This is a genomic window from Ignavibacteriota bacterium (assembly GCA_016708125.1).
GTDB lineage: Bacteria > Bacteroidota > Ignavibacteria > Ignavibacteriales > Melioribacteraceae.
The window spans coordinates 1645365-1667374 of the sequence record JADJGF010000001.1; the positions used below are offsets into that span (position 1 = coordinate 1645365).

Annotated in this window: 16 protein-coding genes and 1 pseudogene; 7 read left to right on the top strand and 10 right to left on the bottom strand. The window is 28.9% G+C overall.

The window, feature by feature from the left end:
- Window positions 1-59 precede the first annotated feature (59 nt).
- The gene (locus tag IPH62_07470) at window positions 60-1022 is read left to right on the top strand and encodes a helix-turn-helix domain-containing protein (GenBank protein MBK7105106.1); all 963 of its coding nucleotides are present in this window, start codon (window positions 60-62) and stop codon (window positions 1020-1022) included.
- Window positions 1023-1135: 113 nt separating this feature from the next.
- Here the strand turns inward: IPH62_07470 and IPH62_07475 are convergent, their stop codons facing one another.
- The 9 genes from IPH62_07475 to IPH62_07515 all read right to left on the bottom strand — a co-directional run bounded on the left by IPH62_07475 (window position 1136) and on the right by IPH62_07515 (window position 10906).
- Window positions 1136-1435 (bottom strand): hypothetical protein, encoded by a 300-nt coding sequence (locus tag IPH62_07475; GenBank protein MBK7105107.1) that lies wholly within the window; start codon window positions 1433-1435, stop codon window positions 1136-1138.
- Window positions 1428-1664: a hypothetical protein gene (locus IPH62_07480; protein ID MBK7105108.1), complete on the bottom strand. Its 237-nt coding sequence runs from the start codon at window positions 1662-1664 to the stop codon at window positions 1428-1430. Before IPH62_07480 ends, IPH62_07475 begins: the two co-directional genes overlap by 8 nt.
- A 160-nt stretch (window positions 1665-1824) precedes the next feature.
- Complete coding sequence (locus IPH62_07485; protein ID MBK7105109.1) at window positions 1825-2745, bottom strand: restriction endonuclease subunit S; 921 nt, start codon at window positions 2743-2745, stop codon at window positions 1825-1827.
- A gap of 37 nt (window positions 2746-2782) precedes the next feature.
- Window positions 2783-3094 carry a hypothetical protein gene (locus tag IPH62_07490; GenBank protein ID MBK7105110.1) on the bottom strand — a complete coding sequence of 104 codons (312 nt, stop codon included), beginning with the start codon at window positions 3092-3094 and terminating at the stop codon, window positions 2783-2785.
- Window positions 3095-3147: 53 nt separating this feature from the next.
- The gene (locus tag IPH62_07495) at window positions 3148-5208 is read right to left on the bottom strand and encodes an N-6 DNA methylase (protein MBK7105111.1); all 2061 of its coding nucleotides are present in this window, start codon (window positions 5206-5208) and stop codon (window positions 3148-3150) included.
- Between the two features lie 249 nt (window positions 5209-5457).
- On the bottom strand, window positions 5458-6786 hold the full coding sequence (locus IPH62_07500) for an OmpA family protein (protein ID MBK7105112.1): 1329 nt from the start codon (window positions 6784-6786) through the stop codon (window positions 5458-5460).
- 359 nt (window positions 6787-7145) lie between these two features.
- Window positions 7146-8111: an AraC family transcriptional regulator gene (locus tag IPH62_07505; protein ID MBK7105113.1), complete on the bottom strand. Its 966-nt coding sequence runs from the start codon at window positions 8109-8111 to the stop codon at window positions 7146-7148.
- A gap of 69 nt (window positions 8112-8180) precedes the next feature.
- A complete protein-coding gene (locus tag IPH62_07510) occupies window positions 8181-10481 on the bottom strand; it encodes a DNA polymerase II (GenBank protein ID MBK7105114.1) in 2301 nt (766 codons plus the stop codon).
- A gap of 29 nt (window positions 10482-10510) precedes the next feature.
- Window positions 10511-10906, bottom strand: coding sequence for a hypothetical protein (locus tag IPH62_07515; protein MBK7105115.1), 396 nt, complete (start codon window positions 10904-10906; stop codon window positions 10511-10513).
- Between the two features lie 158 nt (window positions 10907-11064).
- On the opposite strand from IPH62_07515, the gene pruA reads away from it, so the two are divergent.
- The gene (gene pruA / locus IPH62_07520; GenBank protein MBK7105116.1) at window positions 11065-12702 is read left to right on the top strand and encodes an L-glutamate gamma-semialdehyde dehydrogenase; all 1638 of its coding nucleotides are present in this window, start codon (window positions 11065-11067) and stop codon (window positions 12700-12702) included.
- Window positions 12703-12843: 141 nt separating this feature from the next.
- On the top strand, window positions 12844-14157 hold the full coding sequence (locus tag IPH62_07525; protein ID MBK7105117.1) for a peptidase: 1314 nt from the start codon (window positions 12844-12846) through the stop codon (window positions 14155-14157).
- Between the two features lie 68 nt (window positions 14158-14225).
- Here the strand turns inward: IPH62_07525 and IPH62_07530 are convergent, their stop codons facing one another.
- The gene (locus IPH62_07530; protein MBK7105118.1) at window positions 14226-15851 is read right to left on the bottom strand and encodes an alkaline phosphatase family protein; all 1626 of its coding nucleotides are present in this window, start codon (window positions 15849-15851) and stop codon (window positions 14226-14228) included.
- Between the two features lie 184 nt (window positions 15852-16035).
- Here IPH62_07530 and IPH62_07535 point away from each other — a divergent pair.
- The 4 genes and pseudogenes from IPH62_07535 to IPH62_07550 all read left to right on the top strand — a co-directional run bounded on the left by IPH62_07535 (window position 16036) and on the right by IPH62_07550 (window position 21981).
- A pseudogene (locus IPH62_07535) lies at window positions 16036-16392 on the top strand (cupin).
- Between the two features lie 409 nt (window positions 16393-16801).
- Window positions 16802-17281 (top strand): hypothetical protein, encoded by a 480-nt coding sequence (locus IPH62_07540; GenBank protein ID MBK7105119.1) that lies wholly within the window; start codon window positions 16802-16804, stop codon window positions 17279-17281.
- A gap of 66 nt (window positions 17282-17347) precedes the next feature.
- Entirely contained in the window at window positions 17348-21358 is a 4011-nt protein-coding gene (locus IPH62_07545; protein MBK7105120.1) for a response regulator, read from the top strand.
- A gap of 182 nt (window positions 21359-21540) precedes the next feature.
- Entirely contained in the window at window positions 21541-21981 is a 441-nt protein-coding gene (locus tag IPH62_07550) for a hypothetical protein (GenBank protein ID MBK7105121.1), read from the top strand.
- Window positions 21982-22010: the final 29 nt, after the last annotated feature.

Below are 22010 nucleotides of genomic sequence, written 5' to 3' on the forward strand. Positions count from 1 at the left end.
GTGTAAATACGCCAAACTTACGGGTTGATTGCGACAATGTCTTTTATTACATTTTCGCCATGAAAAAAGTAATTATAATTGTTCCCGAAACTGCAATTCCATCTGCAATATTTGATCCGCAATATATGTTTTTTGCGGTAAATAATTTTTTTAAAGAAGCCGGTCACGAGCCATTTTTTAATGTTCAATTAATTGGATTAACAAAAGAAGTAAAATTGAATTTTGGAACTGTTGCAATTCACACAGATAACACAATTGAAAAAGCTAAACAAGCAAATTTGATTATTGTCCCGGCAATCAGTGGAAATATTTTAAACGCAATTGAAGTTAACAAAAAATTTATTCCGTTTATTTTAGATCAATACAACGGCGGAGCAGAAATTGCAAGTTTGTGCATCGGCGCTTTTTTATTGGCTTCAACGGGATTGTTAGATGAAAAGCAATGCTCAACTCACTGGCTTTTTGCAAATCAATTTAGAGAAATGTTTCCCAACGTAAAATTTGCGGAAGATAAAATTATTACGGATCAAAACGGAATTTACACAAGCGGCGGCGCAACTTCTTATTGGAATTTACTTTTATATTTAATAGAAAAATACACAAGCAAAGAAATGGCAATTATGGCATCCAAATTTTTCTTACTCGATACTGAAAAAACTTCTCAATTACCATTTAGAATTTTTAAGGGACAAAAAGAGCACAAGGATGGTTTAATTCTTTCCGCACAAAATTATATTGAAGAAAATTATAATGAAAAAATTACAGTTGATGAATTAGCCGAAAGATTTAATTTGGGACGAAGAACTTTTGAAAGAAGGTTTAAAGCCGCAACAAAAAATACAATTATCGAATATATTCAGCGCGTAAAAATTGAAGCCGCAAAAGTTGATTTGGAAAAGGGAAGAAAAACAGTTTCTGAAATTATGTATGATGTCGGTTATACGGATAGCAAATCTTTTAGAGATGTTTTTAAAAAGTTTGCCGGAATGTCTCCGGTTGATTATAAGAATAAATTTAATTGATTTTTACTTTTCTTAATCTTGCTCTTAATCCTAATCTTACTCTATATTTTAAAAGTGATTAAGAATAAGATTAAGAATAAGATTAAGAGTAAGATTAAGAGTAAGAATTAAAATTAAAGCCATTTGGATAAATCACATCGATTATCAATTAATGCTAAAACTTCATTTTTTTTTGATTTAATTCTGTAAAATGCAGAAAGTTCTCTACTTAATACTGCTCTTCTAATTTCATTATTTTTAGAAGTTGACGGATAAAGTTCCGGGAAAAGTGTTACTGCATTTTCAAATGCCGAAAGCAGTAAATAAAAAGTATCAATTTCTTTTTCAGAAAAATTTATTCTCAGATAATTTTTTATAGATAAAGCATTTTGCAAAGAGGAATTTGACCAAACTATTTCTAGATGTTTAAGCATTTGTTAATTTTTCCCAGAATAATTTTGAGCTGATTGTATTTCCTAAATCCGCATCTTTAATTCCGGCTAATACAATTTTTCTCTGATTTTCTGAAAGTTGATCCCACCAATCACCTTTAGATTTTGATGATTTTAATCCGTCAAGAAATGTTAACAAATTTGTGTCGGAAAGCTGATTTATCCAAGAAATTAGATTAAGTTTTATTTCATTTATTTCTGTTGTTGACATAATTAGCTCTAACTTTTTTTATTAAACTTACTAAAATATTTTAATTATTTCTATTCAGTTTTCTTTAACCAGCAGCAGTTGTTCGGAAATACCTAACAACTGAATGTGTTTATGATTCTCTACTTTTATGAGATTTTGCTGAAATTACTTTGTCTACTTTTTAATTTTTATTTTCATTTTTTCGAATAAATTCCATTGCAGTTTTTTCACTTTCTTCAATTGCAATTTCCACCGCTCGTTTTGCTGTTTCTAAAAGTCTTTCAGATTTTTCTTTCAGCTTAAAACTTTCATCAATAAGTTTTGCAATTTCTTTTTGCATTTGTAAATCAATTATTGGAACAACTACATTTTCAATTTCTCCAACTCGCCAATGTAAAATAATTGAACCCCCAGAATCTCTTTCTGCTTGCATTTGTACTATTTTTGAATTCAAAACAAGAGTTAAATATTCCGGAATAATCTCAGTCTTATTTTTTATTGTTAAATGAAGAACAGCTCCGGAAGTTATAAAATCCGCATCTTCTTTTAACATAAACGCATTTCCCACACTTCCGTCTTTTGAAAATAAAATTGTTTCTTTTTTAGGTTTTAATTTTTTTATTAGTTCTTTATTTGTGTTACAAAATGAATCTGAAAGTTTCTTTTCCGGTTCAGTGAAACCAAATTTATTATAATCCGAAACTCTTAAAAATGGTAATCCTTTTTCGGAATAGTATGCAGAACCGGGTTCTATTGATTTTTTTATTTTAATAATATTTTTGAGACTATCAAATTTTTGATCAGTTATATGCTTTATAATTTCTTCGTATTTTTTTTGATAATATTCAGCATCTATTCTTCCGGTTTTACCAAATGAATTCTTAAAACTTTTAACATTTATTGGATCTGAATTTGGTGAAAATGAATTAAGTCCAATATTCTTTAATAAAATTTCCTCAGCATTTTTATATAATTTTTCAGACTTTCTTGAATTTTCATGTCCAGTTTGTACTTGTTCTTTTATTATGAGTTGAAATTCTTGACTTGATAAAGGAACGATGACTTCCTCAATTTCTCTACAATTTAAATTTACCTGTTCCATTTGGCGAGAAAGATAATGCAAGTATTTTTTCCCATACTTACAATTCAAATACATAGTCAGAAATTCTGGATTTACCTTTTGTAGTTAAATAATGTGAAAAATTAGGTTTAATATAATTTTCTCGTAGATTATCTGTTTTTATAAGTTTAATATTTCCGCCGTAAAAATCTAATTTTTTCATAGAAGGAGTATGACCAGTTTGGACATGTTGCGATAATATGGATAACAGTTTAGTATGAGGTAATGTATTTAGTTTTCTTTTAAGAAATCTATATTCTTTTTTGAAATATTCACTCTCTATTCTTAGGTAAGAACTTTCACTTTTAACAAAACTGAAATTTAATTCCACTGCCTCAAGCCCTTCCAACAAAGTTTTATATTTTTCTTTGTTAAAAGGGCTATTTAAAAAAAACTTAGTTTCTCTTTTTTAGCAAACTCTGCAAAAACTTCTGCAATGCCGTCTTTAGTTAAATTATCATGGTTAAACAAATCATGCTTAACAAATAAATGTCCGTGAGAATCTAAAAGATATTCGTTAAGATCATTTGGTAATATATCATAATGTGGCTGCGGATCGGAAATATTGTTTTTAGACGCAACATGTTGCGTCTCTACATTAAAGTCTTTTTTTCTTACAAATATTTTTTCGCCACTGCTATCTTTACTTGGTTCTTGCATAGTGGCAAAGAAAATTGGGTAATCATCAACCTTTGGGCAAAGTTTTTCATCCCATTTTTGAACAAAGAGTACACTTGTTTTAGTTCCGGTATGAGGTTTAAAAACATTTCCGTGTAAACCAACTACTGCCAAAATACGGCAGCGTTCAGCAATAAATTCGCGTATTTGTTTATCGCTGCTATTATTAAATCTTCCTTGCGGTAAAACAATTGCCATTCTTCCGCCGGATTTAAGAAAGTCTAAATTTCTTTCAATAAATAAAATGTCTCTGCCAACTTTAGTTTGTGTTTTTCCTTTTGGATTTTTACCAAGTTCATATTTGGAAAGAATTCTGCTTTCTTTAATATCTCCGGCAAAAGGAGGATTTGCCATTAGAATATCAAACTTAAAATCTCTATTTGAGTTTTTATCTAATCTTAATTTTTTTAACTTTTTCCAGCCTTCATTATAAACATCAATCCAATCTTCATCTTGTATTTTTTCATCCCAGCGTTCCCAATCAAGAGTATTTAAGTGAAGAACATTAGTTTGTCCATCACCGGCAATTAAGTTTAAAGTTCTACCAACTCTAACAGCTTTTTCATCAAAATCTATTGCAAATATTTTTTCTTGAACATAATCAATACATTTTGCCGGTTTTTTATCTAATGTAAACAAATGACTTTTATTATAACCGGCATTTGTTAGAATTTTTTCCCATACATAAAAAATTGTATGTACTGGAAAACCACAACTTCCGGCTGCCGTATCAATCATTGTTTCTTGAGGCTGGGGATTTAGCATTTTTACGGCCATATCAATTACGTAACGAGGAGTAAAATACTGACCTTTTTCACCTTTACTACTTTTATTAATTAAGTATTCAAACGCTTCATCAACAACATCAAGATTAGAATTAAAAAGTTTTACTCCTTCTAAAGTACCGACGCAAACAGCTAAGTGAGATGGCGTTAAATTTATTTTAGAATCTGGACTAAAAATTCCTTCCCATTTCTTTTTTGCATTTTCAAAAATACTGCTTATTGTCTCTTTTAGTTCAGTCTCTGTATAACCATAATCTTTAAATTGAACCGGTCTTTTCTTATCTCTACCACTTTCTAATTCATCAAAAAGTTTTGTAAAGATTAGTTTGAAAACTTCTTCAAAAACATCTACTCCGGCGTTTGCTAAAACTTCATCTTCCATGTAGAGAATTAAATCTTTTAACGATTTTCTTTCATTTACAAGTTTATCTTCTCTTATTAAATCATCAATAAACCATCTTTCTTGTAAAATATCAGTAAGTTTTTGATTTATATTTGGGATATCTGGAATTGGTTTAAAATAATTAGGATCTTTTCTATGAAATCTTGAAATAGAATCACCGTTTGTCCAAACCCCTATTGGCGCTCCGGTTGCATTACAATACGATCTTAATTGTTCAATTCCATCTTTTTCTTTTGGTTTCTTAACTTCAACAATTATAAAAGGCGAAGTTGTTTGATCTTTATCAAAAATTACAATATCTGCTCGTTTCTTTTCTCTTCCAAATGAAACAGAATATTCAAGTTCAATTCTTGAAATTGGATAGTAAAAATCTTGAGTAAGAACCAATACATAAAGCTGGCGTATTACTTCTTCTGGAGTAAGTTTAATTTCTTTTTTTCTAATTGGACAATTATAATATGCTGAATTTTTACCACGGGATTCTTTAAGGAATATTTGTTTTTCTAAATATTTAATTTTTTCATCATCAAATTGGGTCAACTTATAATTTGAATCTTTTAGGATTTCTGCTAAATGCATTTTTATTTCCGTTTTATTATGTGCCAAAAATAACGATTTGTGAAAGTAATTTTATATGTGAAAATAAAGATTTTAAGTTTTATTGAAAAGTTTTTAAGAAAAAGATTATCCCAGAGGGATTTCTTCGGAGAGAGTGAAAATTTTATTTGCTTTAAATAGTTTGTATATAAAAGATACGATCTTTTAAAAAGATCGTATCTTTGAAGAATCTTTTACTTTTATCAGCGCAAGATTAAGAAATCAACAAATCTACATTTTCACAAATTCAACTCTTCTATTTTGAGCTTTTCCTTCTGATGTATCGTTGCTTGTTAATGGTTTACTTTCGCCCAATCCTTTTGATGTTAATCGATCAGAAGAAATTCCTAACTCAATCATTTTTGCAACAACAGATTTTGCTCTTTCTTCAGAAAGTTTAAGATTTGAATCATCATTTCCATCGCTATCTGTATGACCTTCAACGGAAAATTTTAATTCGGGATGATCTTGCATCATTTTAACAACATAATTTATTGTTCCAATACTTTCCGGTTTTAAAGTTGATTTGTTTACATCAAACTTGATTCCGGTTGTTACAAATTTTCCATCTGTTAAAAATTTATCATAAAGTGGAACTGCACCTTTTGCAATTCTAATATTTTTTAAATATCCAGCAGATTTTCCATCTGGATTGTGCGAAGAAAGTCCAATACCGGTAGGATTAAAATCAACATTTGGAATATTTAAAATTCTTGTATCATCCAAATAAACTTTTAGTGCACGTTTATTGAAAGAAATTGCTATGTGTCGCCAAGTTGCAATATTTGTTACATAATTAGTTCCGGGCAGAAAATTTTTTTCAATATTTTTTCCATCGGCAGCATTTTGATAAAAACGGATATTTTGTTCAGCAGAATTATACTCGGGATTTCTAAAAATTTTCTTTTGATTTTTATAATCAGCAAAAAATACACGATAAGAAAAATGTTGATCGGGAAAATAAGCATCAAATTCAACAGTAAATTCATCGGGAAGATAATCCTCGGAGGAATTTTTAATTAATGGAACAATACCGCCGCCGCCGTTTGCATTGGTTTTTCTGCACATTATAACATTTTCACCATCGACGTTTGCATTATCGTAAGTTCCTTTAACTAAATCCCACTTTGATGGAAATTCACCGTTTTGTTCTCCTTCTTGATTGTCTTCAAAAATAATTTCCGTACCGGGAATAAAATCATATTTTGCCCAATTTAACTGCGGAGTTTTATTTTCAACTTGATGAGGTTTGGTTCCCTTAACATTTTTATTTGCAGATTTATTTTCTTCTGGCATTTCATCATCAGATTCTTCGGAAGTTTCATCGGCTTCTACAGTTTCCTCAATACCATCTTCAACGCCATCCAAAGTTTTATCAACACTTTTATCAATATTATCTTCTATTCTTTTTTCAATTTTTTTCTCGGCTTTCTTTTTTGTTTTTTTCAAAACCTTGTTTAAATCAATTTGAGCAAAAATTTGAGATGAAAATATTAAAAGTAAAATTGGCAATAAAAATAAAGTTAAAAGTCTGTTTTTAAATAATTGTGAAGTGAGCATTACATCCCTTTCTTTGTTAATATTTTTCGTAAGTATAACAAACAATGAATTATTTTTCCACTTGGAAATTTGTAATAGCAAACTTTAAGAAAGTTTAATGCAAAGATTAAGTTTAAGATTAAGAATAAGATTAAGAAAAAATATCAAGTATCCATATCGTATTCATATTTTATCAAATTATTTTAATTTCTTACTCTTTATCTTAATCATAATCTTACTCTTCTTTTTTGAAAAAGCGATTGAAAATAAGATTAAGAATAAGATTAAGAAAAGATTATGTGTTAAAAAGAATTAGATATTCTTCCTCAAAAAAGATACGATCTTTTTATAAAGATCGCATCTTAATTGAGATTAAAATTTTAAAGTGGTTTTACCGGAACGTAAATATCAACAATATGTTTTCCTTCGGGGTGTTCTTTGGGATCATTCAAATAAAGTTCAAAACATGTATAATCGTTTGGCTGATAACCACTTGATGGAAACCATTCGCTGTAAACATAATCCCATGCTTTCTGATAATCTTTCTCGGTTAACTCAAAACTTGCCACAACATATTTTCCGCCAGCAATTTCCATTTTACCAATTTCGTCTGTTACTTCTGTATTATTTGGAACGGAAATACAAACACTTAAACGTAATTTTTCTTCATCTGTTATTTCCGGATTATCATGATAAACTGCTAAAACTTTTGACGTTGGAAGACACAAATTTCTTGGTCCAGCCCAGTTAAAAAGTCTGCCAAACAAATTTCCAAATAATTCTGCGTTGCCTTTATAAGGACCGATATACCTTAAATACGCAACAGTAAAACTTGAAATTTCTTTTACTTCAACTTTAGTTGGTGTAACTTCACCAATTTGGTGATTCATTTTTAACTCCGTTTTATTTATAAATACATCACCAAAATATTCATTCAAAAAATTTGAAACTTCACTTTGATTGCTAACCGTTTGACTTTTCTTGCTAAATTCCCGCGAATATTTATTTCGCCATTCGGTTGCCGTAATTTTAAATCTTTCCTTAAACGCTCTTGCGAAAATTGATGTATTCGAAAATCCGCATTCAAAACCAATTTCAGTTACAGATAAATTTGGGTTATAAATTAAAATTGTGGCAGCTTTTTCAAGTCGGATTCTTAAGATATAGTTATTTAATGTTTCTCCAAGAATACTTTTAAATATTCTGTGAAAATGAAATTTTGAAAAATTGGCAACCGAAGCTAATTCATCAAGAGAAAATTTGGAATTGAGGTTGTTATCAATATAATCAAGTACTTTGTTAATTCTTTGAAGATATTCCTTTCGTTGAAGATTTTTTACTTTCATTGTTGAAATTAGAAAAGTGATTTATGTAATTATTTGGTTTATGATAAAATAGAGTTTAGAATATTTTTATCAAAACAAATTCATTTGGGTTGATTTTACAATTCCATCAAAAGATTTTCCGAAAAGCGCCAAAACTGAATCTGCAATTGGCTTTAACTGTTTTTCAATATAATGTTGATAATCAAAATCCGTGGGAATTAATTCCGCTGGAATTGGTCCACGCTTAGTTATAAAATAATTTACGGTTCCACGTTCTTGATTTATCAATCGCGCAGCTTTTACGTGCGGTGGAATTGTTTTTGTGTAATTTTCCGAACCTTTACGTAAACGTTTTTTATAAATTAAATCGTTAGTAAATTTTCCGGAAAGTAAATTTGAAACAAATTCTTTAATCCAATTTTCATAATCTTGATTATTAAAAATTCGTAAGTACAATTCCTCTTGAAAATTCTTTGCAAGTTTTGTCCAATCAGATCGAACAAATTCCATTCCCACAAAATCAATTTTATTTTCGAGCAAACCCGCATAACGTTTTTTAGCTCCACCTTCTCTTCCTCGCATTGAAGTTAAAATAAATTTTGAATAATATTTTTCAAACTCAATTTCCAAATATGATTTTAGTAAAAATTCTTTTTCAATTCTTTCGTTCCAATAATCATTTAAATTTTTTGCAATATTTTTTCCAACTTCATTTGCATCAACAAAATCAGTCGTTACGTTTACAAACAAAGAATCTGTATCGCCGTAGAGAACTTTCAAATTATTTTTTTCTAAAAATATTTTACTTTGCTGAAGTAGCCACTGACCGGTTCCGGTAATTGCGTCCGGCAAATTCGGATGATAAAATCTGCATCCATAAGAACCCATAACTCCGTAAAAACTGTTCATCAAAATTTTAATTGCTTGCGAAAGATTTTTATCATTATTTTTTTTTGCGATTTCGCGGTGATGCATTAATTCTTCAATAAAATTAGGAAGTATATGATTCGTCTGTGAAAATTTAATTCCGTTTGGAGTTTGCAAAGTGTTTTCATTTGAGAGCAATCTAGATAGAGGATCAATTTTAAAAGTCTCAATTATTGATGGATACAAACTTTTAAAATCCAGCACAAAAACATTTTTATATAAACCGGGCTGCGGATCAAAAACAAAGCCACCAGCCGAATGTTGAGTTTGTTTTATGTCTTTTACATTTGGCGCAACAAATCCGTGCTGATGCAATTTAGGAAGATAAAAATGATCAAACGCCGCAGTCATTTGTCCAAGCTGATCTAAAAACAATCCGGATAATTTACTTCGCATAATTAGCTGATCAATAATTCCAACTTTTGCAAATATTTCGGAAACTAAAATGCAATCGGTTAAATTATATTCCGCTAATTTTAATTTATCATTTTCAAAAAGGAAATTTATTTCAGCAACTTTGTTGGAATTGCTTTGTATGGTTTTTCCTTTTCCCAATAATTCTTGAGCAACGGTTTCAAGTTTATAATCTTCAAAAGTGAAAAATGCCGAGCGTAATGTTGTTGGTCCATCTAGCACAATTCTTCCGGAAATTTTTGCAAAATAATTTCCGCTGGATTTTGCAATAATTTTTGAGATTGAATTATCTCTTCCCAAAATAAATTTTATATTATTTACATTTGCTCGTTCTTCCAATATTTTTAGATCAAAACCGAGAACATTCCAGCCAATAATAATATCGGGATCAAACTCGGAAATATCATCAATAAATTTTTGTAAAATTATTTTTTCGGATTTATGCTGATAAACATTTTCGCTTAATTGAATTTCTTCGTTTCCTAAAATTCTAACAATTTTTTGTTCCTTATTATTTTCAGTTTGATGAATTGCATAGGAAATTATATTATTGTTTGGGTTTGTTTCAATATCAATCGATGCAATTTTAAAATTTGGAGAATACTCATTTGAATAAATTTTAGGGTTTTCAAAAACCATAACATTTTTTTGTCGAGAAAAATTTCCTTCAATTTTAACTTGTGCATTGATTCCTTTTTCCATTAAAAATCTGCGCGTGGGAATTACATCACTTTCAAAAGTTTTAATTTTTTGTGAACCAAAATATTCCGAACATTTCAGCAAATCGTTTTGTGTATTAAAATAAATTGCATCAACATCAATAAAATCAAAGGATTTTAGGTTTACTTGTTTTCTTAAATGAGGAAAGGGGATTTCAATATTTTGATTTTTTCGTTCAATAAAAAAAACCGGTTTGTTCTTAAAAATTAATTTTACAGTTCCAAATTCAGAAATTCCCCAAAGAATAAGTGAATTTTTATTTTGAAAATCATTCCATTCATCAGTAAATAAAAATGCAATTAATGAAGTAAAATTATTCTGATTTGTCATTATAAACTTTGATTGTAAGAAAAGTTAAATCAACTAATATTTTTTCTTAGCTTGAGCAAAATCAATGAAAGAAAAAAAATGATAAGACCAATAATAAAAATTGTAGGCTGCATCCAAGAAACGTAACCAATTATAGATACTTGAGTTATTATCCAAGTCAAGATTATTGTAGCAACTAAAAATGAAAATGTTATATCAAATTTTAAATTTCGAAAAACAAAAATTGATGCTAATAAACTTGATCCGCCAACAATAATAAACAGAAATAAACTTGGAATGAAATAATTTTGAAATGGACTATTTTCAAGCCATTCGATAGGAACTCCTTTTGCGCCGGACATTCCATAATATCCACCGCCAAAAGCATTGAGAGAAATAAATAAAAACAAAATACTCAATAAATATCTTAATATTTTTTCTTTCAAATCTTTTATTCCTTTTTGTAAAAATAAAAAATAATTGCTACCGAATTCTATTTAATAAAACTTGAGTTTATCCTATTTCACTTTTTGGTCTGAGTATATTTTCTTAGTTTTGACCATAAGAAAATTTAATTAATTAAATAGTTTTGAGGAGATTTATTATGGCTAATGCTCAATTTAGGATAAACTTACCCGAGAATGAACCAATTAAAAGTTATGCCCCGGGTTCTCCGGAAAAATCAGCACTTAAAAAAAGAATTGAAGAATTAAAAAATCAAATTATAGAAATTCCTCTAATTATCGGCGGCAAAGAAATTAAAACCGGAAATAAAGAGGATTGCGTAATTCCACACGATCACAAAACTGTAATTGGAAAATATCATAAAGCCGGAAAGAAAGAAGTTGAAATGGCAATTGAGGCAGCTTTAAAAGCAAGAGAATCATGGGCTTCAATGGATTGGCATGAAAGAGCTGCAATATTTTTAAAAGCAGGAGATTTGCTTGCATCACCATTTTGGAGAAATACTTTAAATGCATCAACAATGTTATCACAAAGTAAAAATGCTTTCCAGGCAGAAATTGATTCAGCTTGTGAATTAATAGATTTCTTCAAATTTAATGCTTATTATGCTCAGCAGATTTATGAGCAGCAGCCGCCGCATTCACCAGCAGGCCAATGGAATAAAATGGAATACAGAGCTTTAGAAGGATTTGTATTTGCAGTTGCTCCGTTTAATTTTACATCAATTGCTGGAAATTTACCAACTTCGCCAGCTTTAATGGGAAACGTAGTTTTAATGAAACCAGCATCAAGCGCAGTTTATACAGGATACTGGTTAATGAAATTATTTGAAGCTGCTGGATTTCCTCCGGGAGTAATTAATTTTGTTCCGGGTTCGGGCAGACAAGTCGGTGACCCAGTTATGGCTTCGCCGCATTTAGCTGGAATTCATTTTACCGGAAGTACACCCGTATTTCAAAATATGTGGAAAACTGTTGGAGATAATATTGCAAAATATAAATCATATCCAAGAATTGTGGGTGAAACCGGAGGCAAAGATTTCATTTTTGTTCACAAAAGCGCGGATGTTAAAGAAGTTGGAACAGCATTAATTAGAGGAGCTTTTGAATATCAAGGACAAAAATGTTCCGCTGCTTCTCGCGCCTACATTCCTCAATCAAAGTGGAATTCATTAAAGAAATTTATTATCAGCGAATTGAAAACTGTAAAAATGGGTTCTCCGGAAGATTTTACAAATTTTATGAATGCAGTAATTGATAAAAGTGCATTTGATACAATTACGGAATATATCAACTTTGCTAAAAAAGCAAAAGATGCTGAAATTATATCCGGTGGAAATTTTGATAGTTCAAAGGGATATTTTATAGAACCAACCGTTATTGTTACAACAAATCCAAAATTTAAAACAATGGAAGAAGAAATTTTTGGTCCGGTTCTTACGATTTATGTTTATCCAACAAATAAATACAAAGAAACTTTAGAGCTTTGTAATGAAACTTCTCCATATGCATTAACAGGAGCAATTTTTGCGAAAGAAAGAGATGCGGTAATTTTAGCAGATAAAATTTTAAAAAATGCTTCCGGAAATTTTTACATTAATGATAAACCTACCGGTGCTGTTGTTGGTCAGCAGCCTTTTGGTGGCGCAAGAGCGAGCGGTACAAATGATAAAGCAGGAAGTTATCTAAATTTAATACGCTGGGTTTCACCAAGAGCAATAAAAGAGAATTTTATTCCACCAACGGATTACAGATATCCTTTTATGCAAGAAGAATAAAATGTGAAATGGGAAACATTAAGAATTAAATAAAAACTAATCGTTATTCCGGTTTCTGCATTTGTGGAAAAACGGAATCTTTTTTTTGATTAGCGAAAGAAAAATTTATTAACCCTTTAGAAAAAAACAATAAGTCAACAAATGAGAAGTAATATTTACAACATTGCAAAAATATTTATTCTTTTTTTTTCAATAGATTTTTTTGCGCAAGAAGATGAAATTAAATCTGAACTACACAAAAGACTTTTGGAAATTCCGGAAATTAAATTTACTCAACTACAATCGGATAATCAGTTTGCGGAATCTTTTGAGATTTTTATTACTCAACCGATTGATCATCTTAATCCTAATAATGGACCAAAATATTCTCAGCGAATTTATTTACATCATACGGATTTTACCAAACCAATGGTTATTGAAACCGATGGATACGCAATAAATTCAGCACGAACAACTGAATTAGCAAAAATATTAAAATGCAATGAACTAATTGTTGAACACAGATATTTTGGAGAATCGAAACCGGATAGTATGATTTGGGAATATTTAAATACAGCTCAAGCTGCCGCAGATCATAACAGAATTGTTGAAATATTTAAAAATATTTACAAAGGAAAATGGATAAATACCGGAATTAGCAAAGGCGGACAAACTTCAATATTTTTCAAATATTATTATCCAAATGCTGTTAATGTTTGGGTTCCTTATGTTGCACCGCTGAATTTAGAGCAAGAAGATAATAGAATTCATAATTTTCTTGAAAATGTTGGAACTGAAGAATGCAGAAATAAAATTGAAGATTTTCAAAAATCATTGTTAGAAAAACGCGATGATATTTTACCGATGCTTGAAAATCATATGAGGGAAATGAAATATACTTTTCCTTTGGGATTAGAAAAAACTTTTGAATATTCTGTTATGGAATATTCATTTGCATTTTGGCAATGGGGAAATTTATCTTGCGATGATATTCCAATTTCCGATTCATCGCCAGAAGAACTTTTTAAACATCTTTATACTGCTTCTCCGTTTGATTATTTTGACGGAAAATCAATGAGCTATTTTCAACCGTTTTTCTATCAAGCATATACTGAAATTGGGTATTACAATTATGAAACAAGTGATTTTTCCAATCTCTTGGAAAGTGTAAATGAAGAATATGCAAGTAATATTTATTTTGCACCTCAGAATGTTGATTTGTCGTTTGATAAAAAATTAATGCAGAATATTAATGATTACATTTTTAATCATGGAAATAATATGCTTTATATTTATGGAGAAAATGATCCATGGTATGCAACCGGTGTAAATATTGGTCCAAATACAAATGCAGTTAAAATGATAAAAAAAGGCGGCGATCACAAAACAAGAATAAAAAGTTTTGAAGGTGAACATAAAGAGAAAATTTATTCAACTTTAGAAAATTGGCTTAGTCTAAAAATTGAAAGAGAATAATTAAAAAAAATAGAACGCCGGTTGCGCTGATTTTTTATGATCTGTTAAGAAAAATATAAATTCATAATTTATTTTTCCAATAAAGGAATTCCAATACAATCACTTGGTTGAGTAATTCCAATTAAATCACAAATAGTTGCAGCAATATCTTCAATATATACTTCATCATTTCTAGTTTCATATTTAATTTTATTTCCGTAGAAAATTAATGGAATGTGATTATCATAAATGTGTCTTGAGCCGTGTTGAGCTCCTTGTTTTTTTTCATATTCCAAATAATAAGATTTTAGAGAAAATAAAATATCCCCCGATCTTTTTTTGTTATATCCATTTAGCAAATAATTATTTGTTGATCTTGAAGCTGTCATCTTATCAAGTTCAGATTTTGTAAAAACTTCAACAACTTCAGGGAAACTACTCAGCATAAAATCTTTAATTTCATTTTCAATTTTTACATTATCTAATTTTAGTTTAGAAATTTCATCATGATTTAAATATAAATTTCTGGAAAATCTAGTTTTAATTAAATTTTTACTTCCGAAAACTTTTTCCAAATGATTTGTAAGTTTTTCAAAAAAGTTTGTATTTTCTAAAACTCCCGCATCAAATTTCATATCAATTAAATGCTGAGTATTTTCCATTCCGCCGTGATCTGCGGTTAAGAAAAGCAGATAATTATCTTTTCCAACTTGTGCATCAAGCATATTTAATAATTCGGATATCTGTTGATCTAATCTCAAATAAGTATCCATAACTTCATAAGATTGCACACCGTAATCGTGACCAATTTTATCCGGAGATGAAAAACTAATTGCCAAATGATCAGTAAATTCACCTTTCCCAAGATTTTCATTTGCTAAAATTTCTTTTGCAAAATCAATTAATATTTGATTTCCAAAAGGAGTATGTGCTAATTTTTCATACTTTTTTTCTTGATCAACATTTTTAAATGAATGCGGAAAAGAAGTTTTTCCTTCGTTAAAAACATCTTCTTCATAAACAGAATTATCTTCTGGTAAATTTTTATAAACATCAGAAGTTTTATATAAATCCCATTCTTTTTCTAAGTATGAATCTATTTTTCCGGAATTATTAAAATTTTTAGCCCAATCCGGTAATCCTTTTAAATAATAAAATGAAGAAATAAATTTTCCGGTTTTTTCATCAAACCAATAAGCCGCATCGGCACTTCTTCCAGCTGGCAGCATTGCGCCACGGTCTTTAACCGAGAGACTTACAACTTTTGATTTACCAAAATTATTTAACTTTATTTGATCTCCAATTGTTGAGCTCAAAAGCTGTTCTGGAGAAAGTTCTTTGCTTATTCCTTCAACATACATTTTGTATGTGGGACTTAAAGCCGTAACGCAATTTACATTTTCAAATGTTTTTCTGTCTTTCCAATCATTTGCGATTATTCCGTGAAAATAAGGAACCGTTCCCGTATAGATTGAAGCATGTCCCGCTCCCGTAACAGTTGGAACATAATTAATTTTACAATTTGTAAAATTTGTTCCGCTATTTAATAATCTTTTAAATCCCGAATTTCCAAATTCATTATAAAATTTTTCTAAATAATCATACCGCATTTGATCCACAACAATTCCCACAACGAGTTTTGGTTTTTTTTCGGTTTGAGCAAAAGCAGCGATAAATGTTAAAACTATGTATAAAGCAATAATTTGTAATTTCATAAAATTTCTATTTTGTTTTTGGTAAGTGAAAAATAATTAATTCAGGTAAAAGAAATTTGACCTTTTAGCGGTATTTGAAAACTTAACAATTATTTAAAGTGAGCAATATTATTTTGTAAAGTAAAAAATTAGTAGCGTATTTATAAATTTATTAAATTCATTTTAAGAAAATTAAAGGATGAAAATGTCAAAAATTATTAAATCACCGTCAGTTATTGAATCAGCCGGAAACAAACCGAAAATTATTAGAGAATATTTTGGAAGAGTTAATTCGGAAAGTGATGAATTAAGTATTGCAAAAATGACAAGTCCGCAAGGCTGGATTGAACCCGGACAAACGCCGGAATTTAACGAATATACTTTTGTTTTAAAGGGAATTTTAAAAGTTGAAACTGAATCTGAAAATTTTGAAGTGAAAACCGGTGAAGCAATTTTAACTGAAAAAGGTGAATGGATAAGATACAGTACTCCATTTGAGGAAACAGAATATATTGCAATTTGTATTCCGGCATTTTCACCCAATATGGTTCATAGAGATGATGAAGAAAAATTGGATAAAAATTTTAATTATGTAGAAGTTTTAAGAACATATAGTCAAGTTGATATTGCAATGATCAAAAGTCTTCTTGATGGAAATATAGATTATTATTTTCACGGTGAAAATTTTATGTCAATTCGTCCTTTGTTGGAGCCTTCAATTCTTATGGTAAATGAAAATGATTTGGCAGATGTTAAAGAATTACTGAAAGATTTTGAACTGAATTTTATGGGAGTTAGTTTAAAGGAAGAAGATGAAGATAAGAATGAAGATGAATGATAATTTATCTCATGAAATTGATTAACAAATAGAATAATACTTACCTTAAATCCATTTTGATTTTTAATATTTAATTATACTTTTTGTAAAATATTTACTAATATTATTAAAACACATTGTCTTTTTATAATTTATGTCAGCTGAATTACGACCAAGAATAAAAATTATTTCTAAACTTAGTCAAACTGAAGTTTTGGAAATAATAAAACAAAAAATTGAAGATCCAAATTCACCATGCAAAGGCTGGGCGAAAGAAGGTTATGCTGTAATTTGTGCACCTCAAAATGAAAAACATATTTGGACTCCTCAATTAAATCTCCAAATTGATGAAACCGAAAAAGGAACGGAAGTTCGTGGTGTAATTGGTCCAAGTGAAAGTATTTGGATGGCTTTTGCCGGCACTTTTTTCCTATTTGGATTAGCAGCCTTTGTTTTTCTTTTTTGGGGACTTTCGCGTTTAAGTCTTGATTATTCCGCAGAAATTTTATGGCTTGTTCCAATTACAATAATTTTAATTCTCGGCGTTTATATGCTTGCAAAAATTGGGCAGCAACTAAGTAAAAATGAAGTTAAACAACTCAGAAAATTTGTTGAATCCGCATTTGTTGAATAAATATTTTTCCATTATGTATTTGTAAAATTAATTTAAAGTGCAAATTGCACAGAAAGGAAATTATTTTTGGGGAAAATAATTTTCGAAAAGTTTTTTTATAATTTTCAAATGCATTGCTTCTACTACGCAATTATTTTTTTCCTATTAATTAATAACAACTCCAACTTTTCTCAAAATTTTAACTCAAGCAAAATTGGGCAGTTTTTTGTAAAAAATTTTAGTCCAAATGAATACAATTCTGGATTTCAAAACTGGTGTATTCTTCAAGATCAAAAAGGATTTATGTATTTTGGAAATGATTCGGGAATTCTTGAATATGACGGTACTTCTTGGAGATTAATAAAAACCAGCAACAATTCAATTGTCAGATCAATGTGTATGGATTCAAAAGGAAGAATTTATGTTGCTGCATCATCTGATTTTGGTTATTTAGATGCAGATTCAATTGGTCAACTTCAATTTGTTTCGCTTCGTAAAATTAGTTCAAACATTCCAAATTTTGGAGATGTTTGGGATGTTGCTGAAAATTCAAATGGAATTTATTTTAAGACCCAAGATCAAATTTTTCGTTTTCACAATAATAATATTAAAATTATTGATTCCGTTTTTTCATACAGATTATATAAAGTTGGAGATGATATATTTGTTAGAAATAATGGAATCGGATTACAAAAAATAATTGGTAACTCAGTTAAATTTATTCCGGATGGCGAAAGTTTTGCAAGTATTGGAGTCTATGATATGATTCCTTTTAATGATAAAATTTTAATTACTACAAACACAAACGGATTATTTCTTTATAGCGGATATAATTTTACAAAATTCAAAACCGAAGCCGATCAATTTTTATTTCAAAATAAAATTTATAATGCGTGTAAACTTTTTAATGAAAATATTGCAATTGCAACTCAAAGAGGCGGAATTATTATAATTGACAAAAATGGAAAATTTATTCAGAATATTAATTCTAAAAACGGACTTAAAACAGATATTGTGTATGATGTTTTTCCCGATAAACAAGGAAGTTTATGGCTGGCAATGACAGACGGAATTGCAAGAATTGAAATTGATTCACCATTTAAAATTCTTCCAATTGAAAAAACCGGTAAAAATTATTTTTCATCAATTTATAGATTTAAAAATAAAATTTATGCTACAAATTCATTCGGACTTCTCTATTATGACGAAACATCATTAACATTCAAAACATTTAAAGGAATTTCTTCAAGCGGTTATAATTTTTTTTCGTTTGGCAATTCACTTTTTGTTCTCACAATGGATGGAATTTCAAAAGTTAATGATGATAATACAATTGAGAAATTATTTGATTTAACTGCATCGGTTGGATGCAAATCAATTATCGATACGAATATTTTTTATGTAAACCATAGAGAAGGAATAAATATTTTAAAATATAAAAATGGCAGATTTCAACTTTTAATAAAACTACCTCAAGTTCCTTTTGAAATTGCAAATATTATTGAAGACGAAAATGGAAGTTTATGGCTAACAACTTATTACCAAGGTGCGATTCAAATTTTATGCAAAGATACTTATTTATTTGATGCTGTTGATTCAACTAAAATAAATATAGATTATTATGATAACAACAAGGAACTTCCGGGAAATTTAGCATCAATATTATTAATTGATGAAAAACCTTTTTTTGCAACAGATAAAGGATTATTCAATTTTGATGAAGAAACAAAAAGTTTTAATCCGGATTCAATTTTGGGAGCAGCTTTTGCAAAATCAACGAGTTTAATAAAATTTTGTGTAGAAGATAATATTCATAACTTTTGGATTTTAGCTAAAACTGAAGATGGATTAGAATTCGGTAAAGCTATAAAACAAAACTCCGATACATATTTGTGGACACCGTCTCCGGAATTTAAAAGATTAGATTTAAGCAGAATTTTTACAATTTATTCGGATTACAATCCAATTGAAGAAAAAGAAATTTTATGGATAAGTTATGATGAAGGGTTGATTCAGTATTCTCCGGAAAATAATAGATTTCAAAAACATAAATTTGCAACATTTATAAGAAATGTATTTGTAAATCATGATTCATTAGTTTATTCCGGTACAAAAAATCAAAAAACTTCGAAAAATATTTTTCCTTTTAGAAATAATGATTTGGTTTTCCAATTTACCGCAACAAGTTTTGATAAACCTGAACAAAATGAATATCAATTTATACTTGAAGGATATGAAAAAAACTGGTCGCAGTGGAGTAATGAAAATATAAAGGAATATACAAATCTCTCAAGCGGAGATTATACTTTTCGTGTTAAATCCAAAAATATTTATGGAAAAATTGGAACCGAAGATTCATATATTTTTTCAATTCTTCCTCCTTGGTATTTAACTTGGTGGTCATATCTTATTTATGCATTTATATTTTTGGGAATATTATATCTTATTAGAAATTATGAATTAAAACGAATTCGCAAAAAACATTCTTTGGAACTCGAATTAGCAGCTTTTGAAAAATTAAAAGAACTCGATCAGCTAAAATCTTACTTTTTTGCAAATATTTCTCATGAATTTAGAACTCCGCTTACATTAGTTTTGGGACAAATAGAAAGTGTACTTTCTTCAAATATTGAAACCAAGGAAAAAGGAAAACTTCACGTTGCAAATAGAAATGCAAGAAGACTTCTTGATTTAATAAATCAGTTATTGGATTTATCTAAAATTGAAGCCGGAAGTATGAAACTTGAAGCTAAACAGCATAATATTGTTTCTTTTCTAAAAAGTTTGTTTTATTCATTTGAATCAATTGCAGAAACTCACAAAATTAGTTTAAAATTCAAATCTGATTTTGAAAACATTCCAGTATTTTTTGATCCGGATAAAATGGAAAAAGTTTTCTATAATTTTATTTCAAATTCAATAAAATTTACAAAATCCGGCGGCGAAGTTTCGGTCAGTTTAAGTTTAAGAGGAAATTCAATAGTTTTAATAAAAATTAAAGATAACGGAAAAGGAATTAGTAAAAAGCACTTACCTCATATTTTCGATCGATTTTATCAAGTTGAAGGTTCAAACACTCGCGAATTTGAAGGAACCGGAATTGGATTAGCTTTAGCAAATGAATTAATTCTACTTCATAATGGAAAAATTAATGTTGAAAGTGAAGAAAATTATTGGACGGAATTTACAATTGAACTTCCTATGGGCGATTTAAATTTGGAAAAAGAACAATTGGTCGATTTTTCTCCAAAATTTATAAATCAAAATGATATTGAAAATTTGAATGAGAAAAAAGTTGAAATAATTAATACACAGTTGGAAAATATTTCACAAAATAAAAATTCAGAAATTATTCTAATTGTTGATGATAATTCAGATGTAAGATCATATATAAAAGAGCAAATTGAAAATGAATATAAAATTTTTGAAGCATCAAATGGAGAAGAGGGAATTAAAAAAGCTGAAGCTGAAATTCCCGATTTAATAATTACAGATGTAATGATGCCCAAAATAGATGGTTATCAATTTTGTAAAAAAATTCGCAGCAATGATAAAACAAGCCATATTCCAATAATTATGTTAACTGCAAAAGCTGCTTTAGATGATAAAATAGAAGGTTTGGAAACCGGAATTGATGCTTATCTAACCAAACCATTTAGTGCTAAAGAATTGATTGTTAGAGTAAAAAATTTAATTTATCAGCGCAAACAATTAAGAAAGAAATTTAGTAAATCGACAATTCTAAAGCCTTCAGAAATTACAGAAATTTCTGTAGATCAAAAATTTTTGGAAAATGTAATAAAATTTATTGAATCTAATTTTGAAAATGAAAATTTTACAATTGAAGATATTACATCTAAAGTTAATATGAGTATTTCTCAATTAAATAGAAAATTAAACGCACTAATTGATCAACCGGCTGGACAATTAATAAGATCACTTCGTTTGCAGAGAGCTGCTGATTTGTTAAAACAGAATGCCGGAAATGTAGCGGAAATATGCTATATGGTCGGATTTAACGACCAAGCATATTTTTCCCGTTCATTCAAAAAACAATTTGGTTTTAGCCCATCAGAATATAAAAGAATTACAGTATGAAAAATATCGAATTAAATCATTTGAATTAAATTTCCTTTCAAACTGAGAATCTTTCCCAAAACAATCTATTTGAACAAATAATCCAAACTATTGCGTAAATAGTACAAGATATCCGTAATATTTCAAGCTACTTTTGTAATGAGTTTTCCAACATTCAAAAATCCTAGAATCGATAGAAAATTGTGAAATCAATTACAATCAATGGAATTTACAGCAATCTCGGAAATATTAAAATTGATTCTCAAAAATCAATTGAATGGAAAACAATTAGTAATGAAAATCCGCCAATTTTACCTTTTGGCAGTAAAATAGAACTTGTTATCTCTTATAATGAAAAAGATTATCTAAACGGAAATAATGGCATTGTTTGGGCGACTTATGATTTACGACAAGCTGAGATAATCCAAAATACTTTAGTTGCTCAAAATATTAATTGTGAGATGAAAAATGAAAATCTATCTGAATTTGAAATGTTTTTAATCAAAATAGTTAATACAGAAGATATTAATGAAGCTGTAAATTTTATTTGGAAAAGTAATACCGGTTTAAGACTTCTGCCGGACTGGAGTTATTCTTTTGGTGAAACAAATAAAAGTTTTGAGCAGTGGTTAAGCGGTAATTAAAATTCTTAAAATAAATATTTAGAAATAAT